This is a genomic window from Streptomyces sp. SM1 (genome assembly GCF_002910825.1).
In the GTDB taxonomy this organism is placed as follows: Bacteria; Actinomycetota; Actinomycetes; order Streptomycetales; family Streptomycetaceae; genus Streptomyces; species Streptomyces okerensis.
The window spans coordinates 1-1385 of sequence record NZ_NEUB01000393.1 but is presented as its reverse complement, the minus strand read 5'-3'; the positions used below and the strand labels follow the sequence as shown (position 1 = coordinate 1385).

The following is a 1385-nucleotide window of genomic DNA, read 5'->3' as shown; positions in this document are numbered from 1 at the left end:
GGCACTCCCGCACCCGGCAGCCCGCCCCCGCGCACCGGCGGGCGACCGTCGTTCAGATTCCCGGAACGCCCATCCCCTCCATCAGCCCCGTGACCTCCGTGCCGGACGGGGTCAGCAGGAAGACGTTGCGGTCCACCCGGTGCATCCCGCTGGCCAGGCCGAAGACGACGCCCGTACTGAAGTCCAGGACGCGTTTGGCCACGTCGGGTTCCGCGCTGGTCAGATCGAGCAGCACCGGTATCCCGGACATCAGGGTCTCGGCGACGTCGCGGGCGTCCGCGAACACGTTGACGCGCAGGACGACGAAGCGGCGCCGTGCCTCCGTCTCGGCCTCGGGCAGGGCGCGATGGCCCACCGCGGACGGCCACGCGTCGCGGCCCCGCAGCGGAACGACCTGGGCGAGCCCCTCCCACTGTTCGTCGGTGACATCGTGGCTGCTCACCGGCATGCTCCGTCCCCTGTCGCGCTGGCTGTCTGCATCGGCCAATTCTTACTCATGGTCACCCGTTCGGCCCAATAACGACACGCTCCGCCATCGCACGGCAGGGCACGTTCTCCCCCGGCGCCTGCCCCGTGCGCCCGTCGGGGAACGCGATCGGTCCCGGCCGGTGGACCCCGGCCGGCAGACGGCCGGGAGCGCTGCCGCACCGGGCGGCTCGTGGGTCGGAGCGGTGTCGGCGGGCACAGCCGGCGCGGCCTCCGCGGACGGGCGGGCCGCCCGACTCCCGGGCGGGGCTTCCGCGTTGACCCGGGTCACTCGGACGGGTTGCATGGGCGTATGACTGGCGAGGCGGGCGGTGTGGTGGGGCCGGTGCGTGCCTTCGGGACGCGGGCGGACTGGGAGACGTGGCTGGAGGAGCATCACGAGGACGTCGGCGGGGTCTGGGTGAGGATTCCGCGCAAGGGCTCCGGGATCGTCGGGATCGATTGCTCCACCGCACTGGAATCCGCGCGGTGCTACGGCTGGATCGACGGGCACAAGAAGGGGCTGGACGAGACGTGCCGGCTCCAGCGTTTCACTCCCCGGCGGCCACGCGGCAGATGGCCCGCGGTCAACCGGGAGAAGGCCCTCGCCCTCATCGGGCAGGGGCGGATGCGGTCGCCCGGTCTGCGGGAGGTGGAGAAGGCGCGCGCGGACGGCCGCTGGGAGGCGGCATACGCGAGCCAGAGCACGTCGGCCGTCCCCGACGCTCTGCGGGCCGCGCTGGACGCGGCACCCGGCGCCCGCGACTTCTTCGACACCCTCGACAGCCGCAACCGCTACGCGGTCCTCCACCGGATCGAGGAGGCGAAGCGGCCGGCGACCCGTGCGTCCCGCATCGAGAAGTTCGTCGCCATGCTCGCCGAGGGAAAGAAGATCCACCCGTGACGATCCGCCCCTGAGC

Annotated in this window: 2 protein-coding genes; one reads left to right on the top strand and one right to left on the bottom strand. The window is 72.8% G+C overall.

Annotated features, from left to right (window positions below):
- Positions 1-52: 52 nt before the first annotated feature.
- Positions 53-448, bottom strand: a complete 396-nt coding sequence (locus B9S61_RS10080) for a cell division protein SepF (protein WP_103541960.1) — start codon at positions 446-448, stop codon at positions 53-55.
- 330 nt (positions 449-778) lie between these two features.
- Here B9S61_RS10080 and B9S61_RS10075 point away from each other — a divergent pair, with 330 nt between their 5' ends.
- Entirely contained in the window at positions 779-1369 is a 591-nt protein-coding gene (locus tag B9S61_RS10075) for a YdeI family protein (RefSeq protein WP_103541959.1), read from the top strand.
- The last annotated feature ends 16 nt before the right edge of the window (positions 1370-1385 follow it).

Excerpts from the sequence above, each read along its gene's own strand:
- B9S61_RS10075 (WP_103541959.1), top strand. The coding sequence starts at position 779 with ATGACTGGCGAGGCGGGCGGTGTGGTGGGGCCGGTGCGTGCCTTCGGG.
- B9S61_RS10080 (WP_103541960.1), bottom strand. The coding sequence starts at position 448 with ATGCCGGTGAGCAGCCACGATGTCACCGACGAACAGTGGGAGGGGCTC.